Consider the following 21,910-nt stretch of genomic DNA (forward strand, 5'->3'; position numbering starts at 1 on the left):
GAATGGCGATTGATATTTTTGAAAAGCTAGAACAGCTGATTCAATATGGGGTTAATAAAGAGCTGATATCACCACTAGATATGGATTATACAAGGAACCGGCTGCTAGAGGTGCTTGGTCTCGATGATGCTGAGGCAAGAACAGTCTCAGGAGACAACGACCTTGAAGACATCTTAATGCCGATGCTCGATTGGGCAGTTGAAACAGGTCTTATTCCTGACGGGACAGATACGTATCGTGATTTATTAGATGCCAAAATCATGGGCTGCTTGGTGGCGCCTCCGAGTGTCATCTATGCAAAGTTTGAAGAGAAACGCAAGCATTGCGGACCAAAGGCAGCGACAAGTTGGTTTTATGAAATGCAGCAGCATGCCCACTATATTCATACAGGCAGAATCGCCAAAAATGTGCAGTGGTTTACACCGACAGAAGATGGTGAGCTTGAGATCACGATTAATCTATCGAAACCGGAAAAGGACCCAAAAGCGATCGCTGAAGCCAAAAAGCTTAGTCAAAAGCAATATCCTCTTTGTCTCCTTTGTAAAGAAAACGTTGGGTTTGGGGGACGCATCAATCACCCAGCAAGACAGAATCACCGGATTATTCCGGTGACACTTACAAATGAGTCGTGGTTTATGCAATTCTCGCCGTATGTGTATTACAACGAACATTGTATTGTGTTCAAGGGCGAGCATGAACCAATGCAGATATCTAAAAAGACCTTCGAGCGTCTGCTTTCCTTCATATCTATATATCCGCACTATTTCATAGGATCAAATGCTGATCTTCCCATTGTTGGAGGGAGCATATTAAGTCATGACCACTTTCAAGGTGGTGCTCATGAATTTCCGATGGCGAAAGCAAAGATGGAAGAAGTGTTTTCTCTCGAAAAGTTTCCGAGGGTGAAGGCAGGCATTGTGAAATGGCCGATGTCAGTGATCAGGCTTCAAAGCAGCGACCAGCAGACGCTTGCGGAGGCAGCGGATTTTATATTACATGAGTGGAAAATGTATTCAGATCCAGAAGCGGGGCTGTTCTCACATACAGGAGAGACCCCGCACAATACCATTACACCGATCGCACGCCGCCATGGGGATGAGTACGAATTAGATCTCGTGCTACGAAATAACCGTACAGACAAGCAGCACCCAGGCGGAATCTTCCACCCGCACAAAGAAGTTCATCATATTAAAAAAGAGAATATCGGATTAATCGAAGTCATGGGTCTCGCCGTGCTTCCTGGAAGATTAGCAGAGGAATTAAGCCAGCTAAAAGCGGCGTTGCTATCCAAAAACCCTCTTGAAGAAATCAAAGCCTGCCCATCTATCATGAAGCACGAGTCATGGGCAGAGCGTCTGATCGAAGAGAATACCTTTACGAAGGACAACGTAGAAGCCATCATACAAAAAGAAATCGGCCTCATTTTTTCTCGTATACTCGCGCAGGCGGGTGTGTTTAAAAGAACAGAGCAAGGGAAAACAGCATTTAAACGTTTCATTCAAACACTCCATACAGGCAGGTGATGAGTTGATGATTGAACAGGTAAGAACTTTAATGGAAGAAAAACAACTCGACGGTGTTCTGATTCAAAAGCGTAATAACTTTTCTTGGCTTACAGGAGGAAGAAGAAACCACATTGTGTTAAACACGCCAGAGGGCGTTTGTCAGCTCCTTGTGTTGAAAGACGATATTGTCCTAGTTGTGAATCAAATGGAAGAAAAACGAATCATTGAAGAAGAAATGGCGTATTTTGACCATCCCTTTCAAGTCGTCACAATGGATTGGTTTGAGGATGAGACTTCTTACATTCAAACACTCATAAAAGACAAACGAATCGGTGCGGATATTCACATGGAAGGAGTGGAATGGATCGAACCCGATTTGTCTCGTGTTCGATCAATCCTTTCAGCACCACAGCTCAGCCAATACGAAACCCTTTGTCATGACACAGCTGTTATTGTAGAAAGTGTCTGTCAAGAAATCGTTCCAGGACAGACGGAGCATGAAATTGCTTCGCTTGTTGCTCAAAGAGCGATCGGGCAGGGGATGACGATAGAAGTGCTGCTTGTGGCGACAGATGACCGGATTCATCAATATCGCCACCCGATCCCAACAGAAAAAGCACTTCAAAAGCATGCACTGGTTGTCCTTTGTGCTGAACGGCATGGGCTTGTGGCAAATGTCACAAGATCCGTTTACTTTGGACAGCTACCAAAGGAGCTTGAAGAAAGCAAGGAAAGGCTTGCGCGAATTGACACGGTCATGAATGCGGCTACTCGTCCAGGGAACACCATTGGAGATGTATTGAAGGCCGGCATTGCTCAATATGAAAAAGAAGGATTTCCTGATAGCTGGAAAAAGCTTCACCAAGGTGGCAAGACTGGATTTGTGTCTAGAGAGATCATTGCAGTTCCTACATCGGTGGAAGAGATCCAGTTTCATCAAGTATTCACTTGGAATCCTTCCTTACCAGGATTGAAATCAGAAGATACGATGGTCGTTGAGAAAGAAGGAAATCGCTTTTTAACCTATACAGGCAAGTGGACGTATATAGACGTAGAACATGAAGGAAGCATCTATAGACGACCAGACATTTTGGTGAGAGACGAATAATGAGAAGCCGGCGATGAGCCGGTTTTTTGCTGGAAGTCTTTAGCGAGTTTCCACTCATTTATCACCATTACCAATCATTACAGCGCATAGGGGGAGGATCGATACTTTCTTTTCTTGTCGACTTGCGTTAAAATGAGTAAGGTTTTTGTTAAATATGGGGATACCTATTTCGGAATTGTTTACCTAGATAAAATTTCATAAAGTTAAATTGAAATTTGACCAAACTTTTTTATTGTGGTAAACCTAAATTTGACAAAGTTCTTGATTGTATGTCCTTTGCCTTCAACTCTCAACTTTTCAAAATCCTAGAAATTTATTGTGTGTGCAATAATATATATTTATGTCGAATTTATGACATTTTAATAGAAATCTGTTGAAAAATAAATGAACTTTTGAAAAAAGGGAAGCTAACTCCAACAGATTTTGATAGCATTACAAAGGGAAGAAAAGTTTTCGAAGGCAGATGGCTTTTCACAATTATTCAGCAATTTATACATTATTTAAGGAAGGATGGTGATCTTCTTGTTCAGAGCCATTAAACCTATGCTTTTATTAGCGATGCTCGTGAGTGTTTTTGTATTAGGAGGTTGCAGCAATATCGCTGTTTTAGATCCTAAAGGACCAGTCGCAGCACAACAAAAAGACTTAATCCTTTTATCTATTGGATTCATGCTCTTTATCGTTGGTGCGGTATTTGTACTGTTTACCATCATTTTGGTTAAATACCGTGAGCGTAAGGACGTTGGAAACGCCTCTTATAACCCAGAACTACACGGGAATACGCTTCTAGAAGTTGTCTGGACAGTGATCCCAATATTAATCGTTGCTGCCCTTTCAGTTCCAACTGTAAAAACCATTTACTCTTTGGAAGAGGCGCCTCAAGCAACAAGTCATAAAGATCCACTTGTCGTTTATGCTACAGCAGTTGATTGGAAATGGATCTTCAGCTATCCAGAGGAAAATATTGAAACAGTGAACTACTTAAACATTCCAAAAGATCAGCCGGTTTTATTTAAAATCACTTCTGCTGATACAATGGCATCACTATGGATTCCTCAGCTAGGCGGGGAGAAGTATGCGATGGCTGGAATGGAAATGGAACAATATCTTCAAGCTGATGAAGTAGGCACATATGAAGGAAGAAACGCCAACTTCACAGGCGAAGGCTTTGCTCAGCAAAAATTCAAAGTCAATGCGATGACGCAGTCTGACTATGATAAATGGGTAAATAAAACGAAAAAAGAAGCACCAAAGTTAACGAAGAAAACGTATGACTACTTGATGCTTCCTGATGCTGCAGATGTGCAGACATTCTCATCAACACATTTATCTTTTGCGAAGCACGGAGAGGATTCTGAATATGCACTCCAAGCACGCAAACGTTTAGGTTACCAATCAGTTTCTCCGCATTCCAAGACAGATCCTTTCGAGAATGTGAAGAACTATAAAAGAAAACTAGAAAACGAATAAACTGACTAAGGAAAGGAGGAGGCCGTTATGCATTTAAAATGGGATGAGTTTTTTGTAACTGGAGACCCATTAATTCTTGGTGCGCAAATTTCTATCGCTCTTACTTCCATTGCCATTGTGTTTGTTTTAACCTACTTCAAAAAGTGGAAATGGCTCTGGAAAGAATGGCTGACATCAGTTGATCATAAAAAGCTTGGAATCATGTATATCCTTGCTGCTGTGATTATGTTCTTCCGCGGTGGGGTAGACGGACTGATGATGCGCGCGCAGCTGGCGCTTCCTAATAATACGTTTTTAGATTCAAACCACTATAATGAAATTTTCACAACGCATGGTACGATCATGATTTTATTCATGGCGATGCCATTCTTAATTGGTTTAATCAACGTCGTGGTTCCTCTTCAAATTGGTGCACGTGACGTTGCATTCCCGTATTTGAACAACTTGAGCTTCTGGACATTTATGGTCGGAGCAATGCTGTTCAACATTTCCTTCGTTATTGGAGGATCACCAAGTGCAGGCTGGACGAGTTACATGCCGCTCGCCGGAAATGATTTCTCACCAGGACCTGGACAGAACTACTACTTGCTCGGGCTCCAAATTGCAGGTATTGGTACACTAATGACAGGTATTAACTTCATGGTGACCATCCTAAAAATGCGTACCAAAGGTATGACGCTTATGCGTATGCCGATGTTTACATGGACAACATTGATCACGTCTGTCATTATCGTTTTCGCATTCCCTGTTTTAACAGTTGCTTTAGCACTTATGACATTCGATCGTTTATTCGGTTCAGCATTCTTTACACTCGAAGCGGGCGGTATGCCAATGCTTTGGGCGAACCTTTTCTGGATTTGGGGACATCCTGAGGTATATATCGTTATCCTGCCGGCTTTCGGTATTTTCTCAGAAATCTTTGCGACGTTCTCAAGAAAGCAGTTGTTTGGTTACAAAGCGATGGTTGTATCGATTGTGGCAATCTCTGTTCTTAGTTTCCTTGTGTGGGTTCACCACTTCTTTACAATGGGGAACAGTGCAGCGGTTAACTCATTCTTCTCGATTACAACAATGGCGATTTCTGTACCAACAGGTGTGAAAATCTTTAACTGGCTCTTTACAATGTATCGAGGCCGTATCAGTTTTACATCCCCAATGCTTTGGGCACTTGGTTTCATCCCGAACTTCGTAATCGGTGGTGTGACTGGGGTTATGCTTGCGATGGCAGCTGCGGATTACCAGTACCATAACACGTACTTCTTAGTATCCCACTTCCACTATGTATTAATCGCAGGTACTGTATTTGCTTGTTTTGCAGGTCTTGTTTTCTGGTATCCGAAAATGTTTGGTTACAAGTTAAACGAAAGAATCGGCAAATGGTTCTTCTGGGTATTCATGATCGGATTTAACATCTGTTTCTTCCCGCAGTACTTCTTAGGACTGCAAGGAATGCCAAGACGTATTTATACGTATGGACCAGAAGATGGCTGGACTGCACTAAACTTTATTTCAACAATTGGTGCATTCATGATGGGTATCGGATTCATCATCCTTTGCTATAACATTTACTACAGCTGGAGACACGCGAAACGTGAAGTGTCAGGAGACAGCTGGGGAGAAGGACGTACACTTGACTGGGCGACATCTTCTGCAATTCCGCCGCATTATAACTTTGCAGCACTTCCAGAAGTGACGACACCAGATGCATTCCATCATTGGAAGCAAAACAATGTTGACGTTCATCCTGAAAAAGAATTCAAGAAAATTCACATGCCGCACAATTCAGGCAGACCGCTAATCATGTCTGCATTCTTCGGACTTGGTGCATTCGGCCTTGTATTTGAATGGTACTGGATTGGCGTTATCGGCTTAATCGGTGTATTCGCAACAATGATTTTACGTTCATTTGAATATGACGATGGCTACTATATTCCTGTTGAAGAAGTGATTGAAACAGAGAAAAAGAATAAGGAGGCGCAGAAGTAATGGGACATAATGATAGCAGCTATGCAAATGCACCGCTTGAATATCAGTCTGAAACAGGACGTTTAAACATCCTTGGTTTCTGGATATTCCTTGGCGCGGAAATCGTGTTATTCTCAACACTTTTTGCGACCTACTTTGTTCTTCATGGCAGAACAGCTGGCGGCGTTTTGCCAGCTGAGCTATTTGATATGAAGCTTGTATTGATCATGACATTCCTGCTATTGGTGAGTTCATTTACATGCGGGATTGCGGTTCATGAAATGCGCCGTGGAAGTACAAAAGGGGTTGTCATTTGGACGATTCTGACACTGCTTCTAGGTGCAGGCTTCGTTGGTTTTGAGATTTTCGAATTCTTCCATTATGTACATGAGGGTGCGAGCATCCATACAAGTGCATACTGGTCTGCATTCTTTGTTCTTTTAGGAACTCACGGATTACACGTATCCATCGGTATCTTCTGGATTACGGGCGTCTTGTTCCAAATTAAAAAACGTGGATTAACACCACAAACAGCAGCGAAGATCTTTATCTCAAGTCTATACTGGCATTTCCTTGATGTTGTATGGATTTTCATCTTCACAGCTGTGTACTTGATCGGATTAGGGGGGCTTTTGTGATATGGCTGGAAAAACACATTCCTCAGCAGAGCACGAACACTTCCCTTGGAAACACGTAGTCGGCTTCATTCTCTCCATTGTGCTAACCATCTTAGCATTCTGGATTGCCATCGGAGCTGAAATTGGCAGTTCTGCAAAACTATGGATTATCTTTGGTTTTGCCTTCATTCAAGCATTCTTGCAGCTGTTCATGTTCATGCACATGACAGAGAGTGAGAACGGGACTGTTCAAGTCGGAAATACTTTGTTTGGTCTGTTCTGTGCGATCATTTTCGTCATCGGGTCTGTTTGGATCTTCGCGGCTCACTACAGCCACGGAGAGAACAGCAAAGACGGTTATTCACCATCTGCGCCAAAGCAGTCTGAGCATTCAGAGAAATAATAAAAAACCACTCATCTTTCATAGATGAGTGGTTTTTATGCTGATTGTGATAACGCTTCCAATTGATGATGAGATATCTATCTGCTGCTGAATCTTTTGCGAATGAATGGAAGTCCATAGATGAGGAAAGCTGCAATGTGAGCCAGAATCACGTTAATGGCAAAGAATGCGATCATGAAGGTATGTCCTGCTGGAGATAAACTGCTTGTCATGTAAAGACCGAAGAAAATCCACATAATCATGATGGGTGGAATAGATGCTAATGCAATCTTTCTGTTTTCCAACCATAAAAACAGGGGTGTAGCTGTTGCAATACATAGGTACGCAAAGAACATATCCATCGTATCCAACTCCTTTGTAAGTTGATGTTCAATTCAAATGAGAGGTCAGGATGCAATTGTGTCTGTTTTTAGGAGATATTGTGAACATTTTGTTACAAATATTATACCACAATTGACTTTGAAGTAAACTCAATAATTGGAAAATGGGCCTTATTCCGCAGAAATTGTTTTTTTTCTTATACCTCAGTTAAGCTTATGCTGGCAAGATGTTCACCTTTCATATCGCCACATAAGTCATTGAATTTTCCCCTTAAAATCTGTAAAATAATCTTTTTAAAGGACTTATGATCGGTTGTCATGATAGAGTGGAAAGGAATTTTTTCCTATTGTTAGGATGAAAAGTATTTCATTTTTTGAAATTAGAATGGAACCTTTCAGGTGTCACTTCCGTCATATTTAAGGTGAGTTGCTTTTGTGAAAATTTCAATCTAATATAAATAAGGGCTTTTATGTTTTGTAATAAGGGTGGTTAGTTCATGAACAAGCAGAATACATCTCCTTACTATCAAGGAGATTTGATTTTTATATTTTTAGCCTTCTTTGCCATCAGTGTCATCGCTATTTATGCTGCGGGACAGTTTGGGCAATATGGATCTAATGCATGGACCAGACAGATCATTTACTACATGGTCGGGGTCATCTGTATTGTGGCTATTAATTACTTCGATCTGGAACAATTAGAAAAGTTAAGTCTATATATTTTTATAGGCGGCATTATGCTCTTAATTCTTTTAAAAATTGCTCCTGCACAAATAGCAGGTCATGATTTTGCTCCAATTAAAAATGGTGCAAAAAGTTGGTTTGTGTTACCGGGAATTGGAACATTTCAGCCTTCAGAGTTCATGAAAATTGGTTTGATTATGATGCTCGCCTCTGTCATTGGGAAGGCGACCCCAAGAGGAAAACGAACATTAGAAGATGATATTTTCCTACTATTAAAAATTGCCGGCGTGGCTGCTGTACCAGTCGGACTCATCTTTTTGCAAGATGCAGGTACGGCTGCGGTATGTATGTTTATTGTCGTTGTCATGGTCTTTTTATCAGGGGTCAACTGGAAATTGATCTCTCTCATCGGTTCAGTGGTTGTGCTCTTAGTTGCCGCTGTGTTAGCCGTGATTATTCTATTCCCTGATTTCGCACAAAAGATCGGGATTCAACAGTATCAGATCAATCGGATTACCGCTTGGCTGCCTGATAGTTCTTCGACAGCCAACCAAGCCCAGACACAGGATGCATCTGGATCGGATAAATATCAAGTCGAGCAAGCCATTATGGCAATTGGGGCAGGACAAATTTTCGGGAACGGTGTTAAAAACTTAAAAGTGTATGTTCCAGAAGCACAGACAGATATGATTTTCTCTATCATAGGGGAAGCCTTTGGTTTTGTCGGCTGCGCATTTGTGGTGATCATGTTCTTCTTCCTGATTTACAGGCTTGTTGTGTTGATTGATCGTATCCATCCTTATAGCCGGTTTGCGTCATTTTTCTGTGTAGGATATACAGCATTGATTGTCATCCATACATTCCAGAACATTGGCATGAACATAGGCGTCATGCCTGTAACGGGGATACCACTCTTATTCATCAGCTTCGGGGGAAGCTCTGTTTTATCAGTTCTTATTGGATTTGGTATCGCCTATAATGCAAGTGTTCAGTTAACGAAATATCAAAGTTATTTATTTAAATAAAACGGGTAAAGGGCAGTCTAAGCGTAGGCTGCCTTTTTGGCGTGAGTTCTAACTTTTGAAAAGTAATATTCATTTGACTTATGATAGTAGGAGTGAAGGAGGTCTTCGAATTGAATAAAACGATAGAAACCATCTTAAATCATCGGTCCATCCGTTCGTTTACAGATGAGCGTCTGACAGACGAAGAAGTGCTGACACTTATCAAAAGTGCACAGGCTGCTTCGACATCAAGCTATGTACAGGCGTATAGTATCATTGGTGTAACAGATCAGGAGAAGAAGGCGAAGCTTGCTAAACTGGCTGGAAATCAGCCATACGTTGAGAAGAATGGGCATTTTTTTGTTTTCTGTGCAGACTTGAAACGCCATGACTATATCGCAAAAAAAGCAGGAAAGAACCATCAAGAAGCGCTTGAGAATACTGAAGCCTTTCTTATCAGTGTGATTGATGCGGCGCTCGCTGCGCAAAATGTCAGTGTCGCCGCAGAATCTATGGGACTTGGCATCTGCTATATCGGCGGACTGCGTAATCAGCTGAGGGAAGTATCCGAACTACTTGAAACACCTTCCTATGTGCTGCCGCTATTCGGATTGGCCATAGGACATCCTGCCAATCCATCATCTCAAAAGGAACGGCTGCCCGTTGAGCTGATCTACCATGAAAACACATATCAGCAAGACGAAGCTCATGTGGATCGTTATTTAAAAGAATACGATGATCGTATTTCATCATATTATGAAGAACGAACAAACGGTGAGAGAAAAGATACATGGTCTGAGCAAATGCTTCGAGGCTTTAGCCAGCCAAAACGTGCCTTCCTCGGAGATTTTGTGAAAGAGAAGGGCTTTAATCGAAAATAAATCAGGAAATCCCCCTTTCGAGTGAGAGAGGGGGATTTCTGTAAGAGGTGCGACATCATGAAATTAAGTATACTGGATCAATCTCCTTTGATTGGAGATGCGACGCCTGCTGAGGCAATGAAGCAAACCGTCGAGCTGGCGAAGCAGGCAGAGAAATGGGGTTATCATCGTTTTTGGGTATCAGAGCATCACTTTTCAAACCGGCTCGCAGGATCGAGTCCAGAGGTGCTTCTCGGTCATTTATCTGCTGTGACGTCACATATCCGTATTGGTTCAGGCGGCGTCATGCTGCCCCACTACAGTGCCTATAAAGTAGCAGAGAACTTCAGAGTGCTCGAAGCCCTGGCTCCGGGCAGAATCGATCTTGGCATTGGACGTGCTCCTGGAGGTATGCCGATCTCCTCCATTGCCCTTCATCATGGAGAACGGAAGCGCCTTGGTGATCAATACCCTGAGCAGGTAGAAGAATTGAAGGTGTATTTACATGATTTAGCCGATGAATTTTATCCGCTGCCTCACCTGACCGCTTCTCCGAAAGTAGAAACTGCCCCAGAGGTATGGATGTTAGGTTCTTCTGGAGGAAGTGCACGGCTTGCCGCAAAAGCAGGTGCAGGCTATACGTTTGCTCTTTTCATTAATGGAGAAGGCGGAGAAGACTCTGTGTCACAGTATATCAGCCGATTTGAACCTTCGGAATTTGGTGATGAGCCGCGTGTCAGTCTTGCGGTCTTCGTTTTATGTGCAGAAACAGAGGAACAGGCAGAAAAATTGGCTGTCAGTTTAGATTTATCATTATTAGCTAGCGAACAAGGACAGAACCTTGGCAGCTTTCCTTCATTTGAACAGGCAAAGGCCTATTCCTACAGTCCATATGAACAAAAACGAGTAGCAGCCAATCGACAGAGAATGGTTGTTGGTACGCCATCCTCTGTGAAGCAGCAGCTGACAGCACTCGCAAAGGCGTATCGTACAGATGAAGTGATCGCTGTGACCATCACACACCACATGCAAGACCGTCTCACATCGTACCGTTTATTAAAAGAAGCTTTTGATGCATAACGTATGTAACTTTACCGACCGCGCAGCCAATAAAAGGGATAGAGGAGCATCATGGTGAGAATAAAGGCAGCTGTCACCGCCAAGCTAAGTGGATAAATGCAGGTGGTATAGACAGTCAGTTCACATGCTTGATGAAAAGGACGAGGCTGTTTTGCATGTAAAAAGGTAAAAAAATAAACCAAGGTGATCGTGAGAAAAAAAGCCGTCATAAAAGAAACGATCCATAGCCATATCAACATGAATTTCTCTTTCCTCCATACATGATAGAAAAGCCTTGTTGAGCTGATGGGCTCATACAAGGCTTTTTATGTGATTCTTATTTATTCAGGATAAATATCGAATGGTTCTTTCGTTTGAACCGTATCTGATTTGCCTTTCAGGCTTGCATACGCAAGCATTGTATACTCACCTGCTTCTAACTTCTGTCCTTTATTGATCGTGCCATTCCATTTCACACGATGCTCTCCTTTATCAACATGTTGATAAACTCCTGCTTCACCTAAATACTCTCCATCTGTCGAGTAGACGAGGAATGCAAGATTTTCAGCACCGCCTGGGAGATAGCTACTAATGACATAGCTTCCAGCACGGTTATCCGGCTCTACGGAAACCGAAGTGACGCGCGGGTAATCAGGCTCTTTTACAATCAATAAAGTAGGGATTTCAGTGACCTTTCTGCCATTTTCGCGAATGGTGATACTGCCTTGGTACGTTCCTTTTTTCGTTTTTCCATAATTCACTTGTACTGCGGAAGTAAAGGACCCTGTGGAATTCCCTTTTACTGTGATTTTTTTCGTGCCGTTTGTGCTAATGCCGTTGCCATCGAACTTGTAATCAATGGTATAGGTTTTCGGTGCTTTTGACAGGTTTTCTACCTTGAACTTCTTCGTTTTGATTTGAACGCCCTTTTCTTTTAAGAAAGTGCCGTACGAATAGCTTGCATCAGACACAATAGAAGACGCTTGAAGTGATTCGATGATTCGAACGCTGCCTGTGCCCTGCGTATTGTGAGGGAACGGGCTGCCATTTGGGTCATACAATGTTTCTGCTGTATTCATCATCAGCGCTTTAATTTGTTCTGTAGAATACGATGGTTTTGCTTGTTTAATAATCGCTGCTACTCCGGCTACATGAGGAGATGCCATGCTTGTTCCTTGCTTCGATCCATAGCCGTATGGCTGAGAAGGATCGTGTGTCGGAATGGTGCTGACAATACTCACGCCAGGTGCTGAAAGATCTGGTTTGATCATCCACGTATCGACAACAGGTCCGCGAGATGAGAAGTCAGCGACTTGTTCACTTAACTCTTTCACAAATTGAATCGAGAAAGTCGTTGTATTGTTACCAGCCTCAATGGCTTTAACAAGCGCTGTTCCTTCCGCTTTTGAAAGCTTAATCGTCGGAAGGGCCAGACCTGGTACATCCACAGGGATTTCTCCATCGGTATTGTTGTACATGACAACGCCAATCGCACCAGCAGCTTTCGCATTGTCCACTTTATCAACAAAGGCAATGGCTCCACGTTCAATCACTGCCACCTTTCCTTTGACATCGATGTTTTCAAAAGCTTTTTCGTCACCGATGCCTGCTTGGACGAGTGTGACTTGTTTTTGGTCAAGTGCTTTTAAATCATTTTCTTGATAGTAGCCCATCACTTTTGCTGTTGAATAGTTCGGGAATTTCACGTTGTATAAACTGTACGGAAGCTGAGTGGCTCCGACAGAAATAGCATCTCTTGATGTCCCAGGAGATCCAACGGTCCAGCTGTTCGGCCCACTGTTTCCATTTGATGTCACAGCGACAACCCCTTCAGACATGGCCCAATCCAGTGCGATGCTTGTTGCATAATCAGGGTTATTCACACTGTTTCCAAGAGAAAGGTTCATGACATCGGCTCCGTCAGTGACAGCCCGGTCGATGCCTGCAAGGACATTTTCAGTTGTTCCTGATCCGCCTGGTCCAAGGACACGGTAGGCAAGAAGGGTAGCATCTTTTGCGACACCTTTAATTTGTCCATTTGCCGCAATTGTTCCTGCGACGTGTGTACCATGATCTGTCGATTCGCCTCTAGGATCTCCTTTTGGTGTTTCTTGTGGAGAATAGTCATTATCAACAAAGTCATAGCCTTTGTATAATCCGAAGTTTCCTTTTAAATCAGGGTGGGTATAATCTACTCCAGTATCAATGACAGCGACTTTTACTCCTTTTCCAGAGTAGCCGGCATCCCAAGCTTTTGGGGCACCGATAAATGGAGCACTTTTATCCATGAGTGGAGAGACATCCTCATGAGGAAGCTGGACGCTTTTCTTTTTCACTTCATCTGTTTGATATGTAACATCCGGATAAACGGCTTTTACTCCGTCAACTGCGAGCAGTTTCGGGATTTCGTTTGCAGGAAGTTTCATAGAGAAACCAGAGAAGACTTTTTCATATTCTTGACGAACACTCGCTTTATCTAACTTTTTGAGTGCTGCATTCTTTACTTTAGTTCGAGATTTTTTGAGGGAGGCTTTTGTTTGTGCTTCGCCTTCTTGCTTGGCTTCAACTAAGGATTTTTCCTTTAATTCAACAATGACAGTGGTGTGTTTTCTAGACTTAACATTGATTTCGCCGAAGATTTCTGCTTTTTCCAGTTCCACCTGTTTGTTCGATGGAGCGGCAGTAGCCTGACCTGAAAAGAATGTGGATAAGGTAAAAATAGTGGAGAACAATAGAACAGAAGAACGAGAGATTACTTTTTTCAATTAATTTTCCCCTTTCTAGCTGTGTATTTAGGGAGATAGCCTTTCTTTTTGTGGATAAATAGGAAAGATTCACTGCCCGTTATTAAGTATTCCATACGATGAAACCAATTCCTTTACTGAAATGGTCTTATTTTACATAGTCACAAAGAACTATTTTGTTTATAAAGTCACACTTATGCACAATAATCTGTTGATAACTCAATTATTCAGATATATATATGGAAAATAAAAAAATCTCATACACAAAATCTAGTAAGGGGGTGTTGATATGTGGATAAACCCTGTTGATAAGATGTGCTTATCTTTGGGATAGTGTGTGTATAAAATTTTCATAGAAACATTGTGGAACATGATCATCTTCTGCACTTTTCAACAAAACTTCTGAAAACTAGTTCGTTTTTTCACCCAGATTGTGACAAACCTCTCTTTTTTCTCGGGATATGATAGGAACAGTTAATTTGCTAGAACTGCTAGATTCTAAGGAAATCGGAGGGATGTTCAGTGAAGAAATGGAAGAACTGGTTGAGTGTATGGTTTGGTTTTGTGATGAATGTGCTTGTGAATCCTGGTGAGCTGCTGAAGAAGCAAGGGGTGAAAGTGGCAGCAGTGGATGGAGGATTCTTTCTTGCGGTGAATGAGAGAAAGCTAGAGAAACTGGCAGATGAAAAGAAGAAGAAGCGCAGGACAGAAAAGCCGTTTCAAGAAAGTCTGATGATGCTTTATGAAAAGACAACGAGAGAGGCGCGTGCCGGTCCGTTCTTATCTTTACAGAAAAGTTGAAACAGGGTAAAATCCCACATAAGACACGTTATCTGTGGGAGAGGATGCCCCTTGAAGATATATAAAATATTGAATAACAATGCAGTGGTTGTAAAGGAGGGTGATCAGGAGAAAATTGTGATGGGGCCCGGAATTGCTTTTCAGAAGGGGAAAAATGACGTCGTTCCCGTTCAAAAAATAGAGAAGATTTTTGTTGTGCGTGAAGAAAATGAGAAATTCAAACAAATTCTTGCGACATTGCCAGAAGCGCATATTGAGGTGGCAGAGCATATTATTAGTTATGCAGAGGGTGAACTCATGATGCCGCTCAGTGATCATATCCACATTTCACTGACAGATCATTTATCCTTTGCCATTGAACGCGTTCAAAAAGGCATTGTCTTATATAATAAATTGCTTGGTGAGATCAAAGTCTTATATAAGCAGGAATATGATATTGGAAAGTATGCCATTCGTTATGTAAAGGAGCGGCTTGGGGTTGACCTGCCGGACGATGAGGCAGGGTATGTGGCACTTCATATTCATACGGCCAAAATGAATACGGAGTCCATGAAGAAGACGGTCAAATACACAACGATGATCAAAGAAATGATCGAGCATGTCGAAAGCGTTTTTGAGCGCTCGATTGATGAGGATAGTATTTCATATCAGCGGCTTGTGACACATTTGAGGTATGCATTAGGCAGGTTGGAAGCGAATGAAGCATTTCAAATCATGGACGATGACATGCTGACTTTTATCCAAACAAAGTATGATTCGGCTTACCGGTGTGCACTTGGACTGGCTGATTTGCTGAAAAAAGAATATGGACTTCATCTCCCTGAATCGGAGATCGGCTACATCACGCTGCATGTCCAGCGTCTGCAGGATGCCGAATTGTCGTAAAGGTTGTGCCTGTCCGCAGGCTTTTTTTTATGCACACTACTCTAATTAGTGTATATGGGTCATTTGATTCGAAAAAATAGGTTGACGCAGGTCACGCTCTTATACTATGATGAAAGCGTAATCAAAAACCAATATCGTGGGATTGTGACTGTCAGGCAGGCAAGACCTAAAATTTGCGTAACGAGGGGACGTGTATGTCCTTTAATCGTTAGTGAATTTTAGGTCTTTTTTGTTTTAAAAAAAGGGGGAGACAACATGGATTATCAAAAAACAGCCAAAGAATTAACAACATTATTAGGCGGCAAAGAAAATGTCATTAGCGCAACACATTGTGCCACACGACTCCGATTGGTGATGAAAGATGAGGCGTTGATTGACAAAGATGCCATTGAAGAACTTGAGGGTGTGAAGGGTGCCTTCTCAAGCTCGGGTCAATTCCAGATCATATTTGGAACAGGTTCTGTCAACAAAGTATATGAGCCTTTTGCTCGTGAGGCGGGTCTTGAGGCAGACGACGAGAATCAAAAACCTGCCAGCCATGATGAAGCCGTGAAGCAAAAAATGAATCCACTTGCACGTTTTGCTAAGACGCTATCGAATATTTTTGTACCAATCATTCCAGCGATTGTAGCAAGCGGTTTATTAATGGGCCTATTAGGTATGATGAAAGCCTTCAAATGGGCTGATCCAAGCTCTGCCATCTTCCAAATGCTAGATATGTTCTCAAGTGCTGCCTTTATCATTTTACCGATTTTAATTGGGGTTAGTGCAGCCAAAGAGTTTGGTGGAAATCCATATTTAGGAGCTGTCATTGGGGGCATTATGATTCACCCGAGCTTGCTGAATCCATGGGGACTGACAGACGCAAAACCAGAATATATGCATCTATTCAACTTTGATATTGCGCTTCTTGGTTACCAAGGAACGGTCATTCCCGTGTTATTGACTGTGTATATCATGTGCGTGATTGAAAAGAATTTAAGAAAAGTTGTGCCGAACAGTATTGATTTACTTGTGACACCGTTTGTGACGGTGATTGTGACTGGATTTGTGACGTTTATTGCTGTAGGACCGCTAGGGAGAATGCTCGGTACAGGAATCTCAAATGCACTCACTTATGTTTATGACCATGCAGGATTCTTAGCCGGACTTATTTTTGGAGGCGCTTATTCTTTAATTGTACTGACAGGTGTTCATCACAGCTTCCATGCGATTGAGGCAGGACTTCTAAATGATATTGGACGGAATTATTTGCTGCCGATCTGGGCCATGTCAAACGTCGCTCAAGGCGGAGCTGGGCTAGCGGTCTTTTTCTTAGCAAAGCGTGCAAAAACGAAAGAAATTGCATTACCAGCAGCATTTTCTGCTTTCTTAGGTATTACAGAGCCGGTCATATTCGGTGTGAATCTTCGTTATCGTAAGCCATTTATTGCTGCAATGATCGGAGGTGCATTAGGCGGGGCGTTTGTCGTCTTCACGAAGGTAGCCGCCAACGCTTATGGTTTAACAGGGATTCCGATGATTGCAATTGCAGCTCCATTTGGTTTACAAAATGTGGTAAATTATGTTATTGGTATGTTAATAGCTGTTGCTGTTTCATTTATTCTTACCATCATCTTTAAAATCAAAGAAGTCGAAAAATAATCAAGGAGTGGTCACAGTGATGACAACAACGGACGCAGCACTTCGTCAAAAGGTAACAGATCGTATTCGAAACTATGAGCATTTGGTGAAAAAAGATGTGTACCGTCAGAACTTCCATTTAATGCCGCCAGTCGGTCTTTTAAATGACCCGAATGGATTGATTCAGTGGAAGGGAGTCTACCATGTGTTTTATCAATGGCAGCCATTTAAAACAGGACATGGGGCAAAATTTTGGGGTCACTACACATCAACCGATCTAGTGAATTGGCAGCATGAAGAGGCTGCTCTCACGCCAAGTGATTGGTTTGATCAAAATGGCTGTTATTCTGGCAGTGCAGTCATTGACGATGGTCGTATGTACGTGATGTATACCGGAAATGTCCGTGACGAGCAAGGGAATCGTGAGACATATCAATGTTTAGCTGTGTCAGAGGATGGGGTTCATTTTGAGAAAAAAGGTGTCGTGGCGACTTTGCCAGCGGGATTCACTGCACATTTTCGTGACCCGAAGGTGTGGAAGCGGAATGGAAAGTGGTACATGGTCCTTGGAGCACAAAGTGAAGATCTCAAAGGACATCTTGTCTTATTTACATCTGATACATTAGACAATTGGACGTTTCAAGGCATTATTGCAGGCAGTGGAAAGAATGGATTAGATCATTTCGGATACATGTGGGAATGTCCAGATCTATTTGAATTAGACGGTCAGGATGTATTGATCGTGTCACCACAGGGGCTGAAGCCTGATGGATTCAAATACAACAATACACATCAATCTGGTTATTTTGTTGGTACATTGGATGATCGTACCTACCAATATACGCATGGAGCGTTTGAGGAGCTGGATCGTGGCTTTGACTTTTATGCACAGCAGACTTTCCAAGATGAATCGGGCAGACGCATTTTAATGGGATGGATGGGTGTACCAGATCAAGGGGAAGAGCATCATCCAACCATCTCTTATCAATGGATCCATTGTTTGACGATTCCGAGAGAGCTTCGTTTAGATGATGAGGGACGTCTTATTCAAAAGCCGGTAAGTGAACTTCGATCTATGCGGACAAATGAGCAGGAGCATGTTTTTCACGTTAAACGATCTGTTCACTCCATTCCTGTTGAAGATTTGACGAGCGCAGAGGTATTCATTGATCAAATTGAAACTCAAAAAGGATTTGAATGCTGTATCCGTGCTGCTGCTCGTATCATTTATGATAAAGATGAAGGCAAACTAACGTTAGAGCGAGATCGATTTGAAGATCGAACAAAGGAAGTTCGTGAAGTAGAAATTGAGGAATTACAGGATCTGCATATCTTTATTGATGCATCATCGATTGAGATTTTTGTCAACGGAGGCCGGGAAGTATTTACTGCACGTTACTTTCCTTCCCCGGGAAATAAATCAATCTCCATCAGTGGTAGAAATGAAACGAAGCTTAAATTGAAGACGTGGCATTTGCAAAAAGAAGCAGATCATTGATCTGCTTTTTCTAGTGAGATCAGCCTGTATCTTAAAGCCTATATCATGTATATACAAGGTTGGCCTAAAGCGGTTTGATGACGTTTTACATATATGATAACAGGTTCAATTATGGTATCATTTTAAAATATATACAGCTGAGGCTGACGTTTATCCAAATGCGGTAGGACAAAAAGGGGTTGTTTACTTGAATTCAAAACAGCAGCCGACGACTAGAAAACGCTTGGAGACAATGGCAGATCATGTTGAAGATAAACGTGAAGAATATAAAGAATTGCTGATTCAAGTCCAATCTATTCTCGGTGAACCTTCTCTAGAGCAGGAAGAATTAAAAGAGAAGCTGTCAGATACGTATAAACAAATGAAAGAATATGCCTTATTTGTTGAATCCATTGAAGCCTTTATTCGAAAAATGGCGAAAGAATCTGATCAGCAAAAGTAGGTAAAAAAAGTATGGTGAAAGAGTGTACCTGGGAGCGGGTATGCTTTTTTTATTTAAAGATTATCTATGTCAGTTTTATTCTAAATCTTAATGTATGAAGATAATAGAAATTTGTAGATAGAATATTTAATGTATATGAGTTATAAAAGTGCAAGAAACATTACAATGCGGAAGGATAACCATTCTTTTCAAAACAGAGAACTGATATCCATATTTTATTTAATATATGAGTAGATAGTAAAAATAATCCTAAGGTCTGTCTTAGGATTATTTTTTGAAATTCTTTTATGTATTTCTTGAACCCACTTTCAATCCAGTAAAGTGAGATCAATTATTGTATTTTGTATCTTATGGAATTGTGGAATTTATTTTTATGGCTTTAATAATAGTTTTTGATCTCCGTATATAACATTTCTTCTAGTTTTTTTTCCTCTAGTATACTAAGGACTGTTACAGCTTTTTCAGTATACTCTTCAGGTGAATCCATGTTTAAGTTTTTTAGACATATCCCTTTACGACCATAGCAGATTGCCATCTCCCTGTATGCACCATGTCTTTTACAGAGAGGGATTGCTTCTTCTAATACAACTAATGCCGACTTAAATTTATTGTATTTTATTAAAAGAAGCGAAAAATTAACTCGAATATTAATTTCAATTTTATAAGTATCTTGAAAATTCTTATATATATTAAGTCTTTTCAATGCATTCTTTGCTATATGTATAGCGGTTTCTATAGGAAATATAAAAAGTATAGAGTTTATCAGTCTAATATCAATCAGGTACCAATTTTCATGCTTAGAAAGACGTTCCCAAACAGTATCTACGTGATTGCAAGCTTGTTCAATACTACCCGTTTCATGAAGCACTATTAAAGCTGTACAAATACATTGAATATCACTGACCAATTGGTCCTCCGAATCTGATAGCAACCTTTCAGATTCTGTTATCAATTGTCTTAATTTGTTCGGATGATTGAAAGTCGTACGAAAAAAATCGTTAATAAACTTTTGCCTTCGAGTATATTGAAAATCGTTCATAATATAGTGGAACTCATCTAAAGAAACGTCTACTTTTTCCAGTAAAGCCATAAAAGATGACGCAAGTATGTCGATTCGATGTAGTTCAAACTTTGAATAAGCACTTTGTGATAGCAAACCACTAGAAACATAATGCTGAGTATATCCTTTGTTCTTTCTAATTGATCGCATAGTCTGTCCTATATTGTTAAGCAATTTTAATGTCCCCTTTCAGTCTTATTTGACTAAAATGTTATGAATGGTTCATACCATAATATAATAAATCCTGGAAATTGAAAAAAGCGTAGAGAACTATTTATAAACAGCATTACAAATATAGAGGAGAGTTGACTAAATGATAATTTGGGCTTTAATCACTACAATAGTATCTTTTATTTTAATTTTTTATTTTTGGAATGAAGATAGAAAAACATCATATGTATTCATAATGGCGACTATTTTTCTTATTTTTCTTGACCTTGGTTTAATATTTATTTGAGTATTGAAATTGTGTTTATTTTGCGGGTTGAAATAAGAATATTTGTCGTGATGATGATTTCTCGCCTAATATTAATAACTGCTACGAGATGAAATCAGGAGAAGTTCGACTTAAAGAGTACCAAAAATTGTCGCTTTATGTGAACTCTATGTTCCACGGAAGATGTGGAAAGGTATCTTTGGAAAAGATAGTATCAAAACGAATTAAGATTGATTAAATCAAATGAATGGAACATTCGGAGTTTATAAAAATAGGAGATTTCAGAAAATATCTAAGTGGAAGAACTCTTATAATGACTGAGCGGAAGGCTTGTAATACTGATATAAGTTGAACCCCAAAAATTGACTTATTACATATAGAATGCAACAAATATAAAAAGGGGGTTCAACTGTTGATGAATTGTGCAATATTAAAGGAATGACTAGTTTACACATCAATACGCTCTGTAAGTTTTATAAATTACTTTGAAATTTATTTATACATATGGTTTATTGCGATAATTTTCCCCTTATTTGTCCAAACGATGTGCGGAATGTTTCGTTGGTCCGATGTATTCGTTTAGTTGGAAAGAGCCTTTAATGGCAGCTGTGATGAATTCTTTTGCTGCATAAATGGCTTCTTTCACGTCTGAGCCGTTGGCTAGTTCAGCTGTGACTGCGGCTGAGAATGTGCAGCCTGCACCGTGTGTGTATTCTGTGTCGATCTTATCTGTTTCAAGGCGTTCGAAGGTTTGTCCATCATAAAGCAAATCAATCGCTTTATCAGGGCTTAGCTTACCGCCGCCAGTGATGACCACATACTTTGCACCAAGTTCATGGATGCGTTTTGCGGCTTCTTCCATTTGTTCCATCGTTTTGATCTCGCCAATGCCGCTTAATTGACCTGCTTCGAAAAGGTTAGGTGTGATAACTGTTGCCAGTGGCGTGAGCTTTTCGCGCAATGCTTCAGCGTGCTCTGGGTAAAGGACTTCGTTCGCACCTTTACATACCATAACAGGATCAATGACGACATTTTTCAGCTCATATGTTTTGATCGTTTCAGCTGCGAGTTCAATGACGTCAACTGTTGGCAGCATACCTGTTTTTAACGCATCTACACCGATGCCTTCCACGATCGTTGAGAGCTGCGCGCGGATGGTTGATGTATCGATTGGAAACACTTGATGATCCCAGTTGTTATGAGGATCCATTGCAACGACAACGGTTAAAGCTGTCATCCCGTAGACGTTTTTTTCTTGAAACGTTTTTAAATCTGCTTGGATACCTGCACCGCCGCTTGAATCCGAACCTGCGATGGTGAGTGCTTTATTCATAGACATAGTTGCTGAACCTCCAATGTGATGTGTAACAGTTACTGTTCTATCCCTTATTATAATCAGCTTTTCCATTTATCACAATGAAACGGC

Annotated in this window: 19 protein-coding genes; 14 read left to right on the plus strand and 5 right to left on the minus strand. The window is 41.1% G+C overall.

The window, feature by feature from the left end; genetic code table 11:
- Nucleotides 1–2 precede the first annotated feature (2 nt).
- From galT to qoxD, 6 genes are all read left to right on the plus strand, one after another.
- A complete protein-coding gene (gene galT, locus ASG46_RS08180; RefSeq protein WP_050826730.1) occupies nt 3–1,523 on the plus strand; it encodes a UDP-glucose--hexose-1-phosphate uridylyltransferase in 1,521 nt (506 codons plus the stop codon).
- Between the two features lie 7 nt (nt 1,524–1,530).
- Nucleotides 1,531–2,613, plus strand: a complete 1,083-nt coding sequence (locus ASG46_RS08185; RefSeq protein WP_050826729.1) for a M24 family metallopeptidase — start codon at nt 1,531–1,533, stop codon at nt 2,611–2,613.
- A gap of 513 nt (nt 2,614–3,126) precedes the next feature.
- Complete coding sequence (gene qoxA / locus ASG46_RS08190) at nt 3,127–4,083, plus strand: cytochrome aa3 quinol oxidase subunit II (protein ID WP_089374137.1); 957 nt, start codon at nt 3,127–3,129, stop codon at nt 4,081–4,083.
- Nucleotides 4,084–4,110: 27 nt separating this feature from the next.
- Nucleotides 4,111–6,069, plus strand: a complete 1,959-nt coding sequence (gene qoxB / locus ASG46_RS08195) for a cytochrome aa3 quinol oxidase subunit I (RefSeq protein WP_007497822.1) — start codon at nt 4,111–4,113, stop codon at nt 6,067–6,069.
- A complete protein-coding gene (gene qoxC, locus ASG46_RS08200) occupies nt 6,069–6,686 on the plus strand; it encodes a cytochrome aa3 quinol oxidase subunit III (protein ID WP_007497820.1) in 618 nt (205 codons plus the stop codon). The genes qoxB and qoxC overlap by 1 nt, the downstream gene beginning before the upstream one ends.
- Before the next feature lies 1 nt (nt 6,687).
- Complete coding sequence (qoxD, locus tag ASG46_RS08205) at nt 6,688–7,068, plus strand: cytochrome aa3 quinol oxidase subunit IV (protein ID WP_007497818.1); 381 nt, start codon at nt 6,688–6,690, stop codon at nt 7,066–7,068.
- Nucleotides 7,069–7,145: 77 nt separating this feature from the next.
- Here the strand turns inward: qoxD and ASG46_RS08210 are convergent, their stop codons facing one another.
- Complete coding sequence (locus ASG46_RS08210; protein ID WP_008345491.1) at nt 7,146–7,409, minus strand: spore morphogenesis/germination protein YwcE; 264 nt, start codon at nt 7,407–7,409, stop codon at nt 7,146–7,148.
- Between the two features lie 476 nt (nt 7,410–7,885).
- Between ASG46_RS08210 and ASG46_RS08215 the strand changes: the two genes are divergently transcribed.
- The 3 genes from ASG46_RS08215 to ASG46_RS08225 all read left to right on the plus strand — a co-directional run bounded on the left by ASG46_RS08215 (nt 7,886) and on the right by ASG46_RS08225 (nt 11,016).
- Nucleotides 7,886–9,097, plus strand: coding sequence for an FtsW/RodA/SpoVE family cell cycle protein (locus ASG46_RS08215; RefSeq protein WP_008345489.1), 1,212 nt, complete (start codon nt 7,886–7,888; stop codon nt 9,095–9,097).
- Between the two features lie 110 nt (nt 9,098–9,207).
- Nucleotides 9,208–9,957 carry an oxygen-insensitive NADPH nitroreductase gene (gene nfsA / locus ASG46_RS08220; protein ID WP_056704113.1) on the plus strand — a complete coding sequence of 250 codons (750 nt, stop codon included), beginning with the start codon at nt 9,208–9,210 and terminating at the stop codon, nt 9,955–9,957.
- A 54-nt stretch (nt 9,958–10,011) separates the two neighbouring features.
- Nucleotides 10,012–11,016 carry an LLM class flavin-dependent oxidoreductase gene (locus ASG46_RS08225; RefSeq protein ID WP_056704274.1) on the plus strand — a complete coding sequence of 335 codons (1,005 nt, stop codon included), beginning with the start codon at nt 10,012–10,014 and terminating at the stop codon, nt 11,014–11,016.
- A gap of 11 nt (nt 11,017–11,027) precedes the next feature.
- Here ASG46_RS08225 and ASG46_RS08230 read toward each other — a convergent pair whose 3' ends face one another.
- Complete coding sequence (locus ASG46_RS08230) at nt 11,028–11,255, minus strand: hypothetical protein (protein WP_017368281.1); 228 nt, start codon at nt 11,253–11,255, stop codon at nt 11,028–11,030.
- Between the two features lie 81 nt (nt 11,256–11,336).
- Entirely contained in the window at nt 11,337–13,760 is a 2,424-nt protein-coding gene (locus tag ASG46_RS08235) for a S8 family peptidase (RefSeq protein ID WP_056704115.1), read from the minus strand.
- A gap of 501 nt (nt 13,761–14,261) precedes the next feature.
- Between ASG46_RS08235 and ASG46_RS08240 the strand changes: the two genes are divergently transcribed.
- The 5 genes from ASG46_RS08240 to ASG46_RS08260 all read left to right on the plus strand — a co-directional run bounded on the left by ASG46_RS08240 (nt 14,262) and on the right by ASG46_RS08260 (nt 18,988).
- Nucleotides 14,262–14,540, plus strand: a complete 279-nt coding sequence (locus ASG46_RS08240) for a hypothetical protein (protein WP_024719488.1) — start codon at nt 14,262–14,264, stop codon at nt 14,538–14,540.
- Nucleotides 14,541–14,591: 51 nt separating this feature from the next.
- Nucleotides 14,592–15,425, plus strand: coding sequence for a PRD domain-containing protein (locus ASG46_RS08245; protein WP_056704118.1), 834 nt, complete (start codon nt 14,592–14,594; stop codon nt 15,423–15,425).
- 255 nt (nt 15,426–15,680) lie between these two features.
- The gene (locus ASG46_RS08250) at nt 15,681–17,069 is read left to right on the plus strand and encodes a sucrose-specific PTS transporter subunit IIBC (protein ID WP_035702471.1); all 1,389 of its coding nucleotides are present in this window, start codon (nt 15,681–15,683) and stop codon (nt 17,067–17,069) included.
- Between the two features lie 19 nt (nt 17,070–17,088).
- Nucleotides 17,089–18,546: a sucrose-6-phosphate hydrolase gene (locus tag ASG46_RS08255; protein WP_035702468.1), complete on the plus strand. Its 1,458-nt coding sequence runs from the start codon at nt 17,089–17,091 to the stop codon at nt 18,544–18,546.
- 187 nt (nt 18,547–18,733) lie between these two features.
- On the plus strand, nt 18,734–18,988 hold the full coding sequence (locus ASG46_RS08260) for a hypothetical protein (RefSeq protein WP_008359596.1): 255 nt from the start codon (nt 18,734–18,736) through the stop codon (nt 18,986–18,988).
- 379 nt (nt 18,989–19,367) lie between these two features.
- Here ASG46_RS08260 and ASG46_RS08265 read toward each other — a convergent pair whose 3' ends face one another.
- Nucleotides 19,368–20,222 (minus strand): helix-turn-helix domain-containing protein, encoded by an 855-nt coding sequence (locus tag ASG46_RS08265; protein WP_056704120.1) that lies wholly within the window; start codon nt 20,220–20,222, stop codon nt 19,368–19,370.
- 791 nt (nt 20,223–21,013) lie between these two features.
- On the minus strand, nt 21,014–21,823 hold the full coding sequence (locus ASG46_RS08270) for a bifunctional hydroxymethylpyrimidine kinase/phosphomethylpyrimidine kinase (RefSeq protein ID WP_008343648.1): 810 nt from the start codon (nt 21,821–21,823) through the stop codon (nt 21,014–21,016).
- Nucleotides 21,824–21,910: the final 87 nt, after the last annotated feature.

This window comes from Bacillus sp. Leaf49 (assembly GCF_001426125.1).
In the GTDB taxonomy this organism is placed as follows: domain Bacteria; phylum Bacillota; class Bacilli; order Bacillales; family Bacillaceae; genus Bacillus; species Bacillus altitudinis.

Excerpts from the sequence above, each read along its gene's own strand:
- qoxD (WP_007497818.1), top strand. The coding sequence starts at position 6,688 with ATGGCTGGAAAAACACATTCCTCAGCAGAGCACGAACACTTCCCTTGG.
- qoxC (WP_007497820.1), top strand. The coding sequence starts at position 6,069 with ATGGGACATAATGATAGCAGCTATGCAAATGCACCGCTTGAATATCAG.
- ASG46_RS08185 (WP_050826729.1), top strand. The coding sequence starts at position 1,531 with ATGATTGAACAGGTAAGAACTTTAATGGAAGAAAAACAACTCGACGGT.
- ASG46_RS08270 (WP_008343648.1), bottom strand. The coding sequence starts at position 21,823 with ATGTCTATGAATAAAGCACTCACCATCGCAGGTTCGGATTCAAGCGGC.
- ASG46_RS08250 (WP_035702471.1), top strand. The coding sequence starts at position 15,681 with ATGGATTATCAAAAAACAGCCAAAGAATTAACAACATTATTAGGCGGC.
- ASG46_RS08230 (WP_017368281.1), bottom strand. The coding sequence starts at position 11,255 with ATGTTGATATGGCTATGGATCGTTTCTTTTATGACGGCTTTTTTTCTC.
- galT (WP_050826730.1), top strand. The coding sequence starts at position 3 with ATGGCGATTGATATTTTTGAAAAGCTAGAACAGCTGATTCAATATGGG.
- ASG46_RS08215 (WP_008345489.1), top strand. The coding sequence starts at position 7,886 with ATGAACAAGCAGAATACATCTCCTTACTATCAAGGAGATTTGATTTTT.
- qoxB (WP_007497822.1), top strand. The coding sequence starts at position 4,111 with ATGCATTTAAAATGGGATGAGTTTTTTGTAACTGGAGACCCATTAATT.
- ASG46_RS08210 (WP_008345491.1), bottom strand. The coding sequence starts at position 7,409 with ATGGATATGTTCTTTGCGTACCTATGTATTGCAACAGCTACACCCCTG.
- ASG46_RS08255 (WP_035702468.1), top strand. The coding sequence starts at position 17,089 with ATGACAACAACGGACGCAGCACTTCGTCAAAAGGTAACAGATCGTATT.